Source organism: Flectobacillus sp. BAB-3569 (genome assembly GCF_002270355.1).
Taxonomy (GTDB): Bacteria; Bacteroidota; Bacteroidia; order Cytophagales; family Spirosomataceae; genus Flectobacillus; species Flectobacillus roseus.
The window spans coordinates 1-417 of sequence record NZ_NJFZ01000178.1; the positions used below are offsets into that span (position 1 = coordinate 1).

Annotated in this window: 2 protein-coding genes; one reads left to right on the forward strand and one right to left on the reverse strand. The window is 33.3% G+C overall.

Annotated features, from left to right (window positions below):
- Positions 1–220 (forward strand): hypothetical protein (locus BWI92_RS28005; RefSeq protein WP_217903518.1); only part of this gene is annotated, 220 nt, incomplete at its 5' end.
- Between the two features lie 16 nt (positions 221–236).
- Here BWI92_RS28005 and BWI92_RS28010 read toward each other — a convergent pair.
- The coding region (locus BWI92_RS28010) for a hypothetical protein (protein WP_217903519.1) at positions 237–417 on the reverse strand (181 nt) is incomplete at its 5' end.

The following is a 417-nucleotide window of genomic DNA, read 5'->3' on the forward strand; positions in this document are numbered from 1 at the left end:
ATTGCTCGATTCTGTTAGGACACATTTGGCAAATACTAGTACATATCTTGCAAAAAGTTCTTTTTTTGAATCTGGTAGGACATATATTGCAGATTGTGTAAAAAATGTCAGAAGAAAATACGGTTTGCTACAAGTAAAGTGTAGAAATGTTGAAGTTGTATTTTCTGGGAATATTCCTGAAACAAAAAGTCCTAGACCAGAGGTAAAGGACTTTAATTAACAAAAACTTTAAAACTTCATTGAATTGTTGAAGTAAGTTTTTGAACCAAACTTTCTGTCAAAGGTAGACTTTCGATGACCAATGCAACAATTACTAAGTCTTTGGTAAATGGCACAAACTGGTCATCAAGTTTACTTTCTGTGAGTTGCCGCTTTTCTTGAAAACATGCCAGAAATTTGTGATACGAATCAGTATCC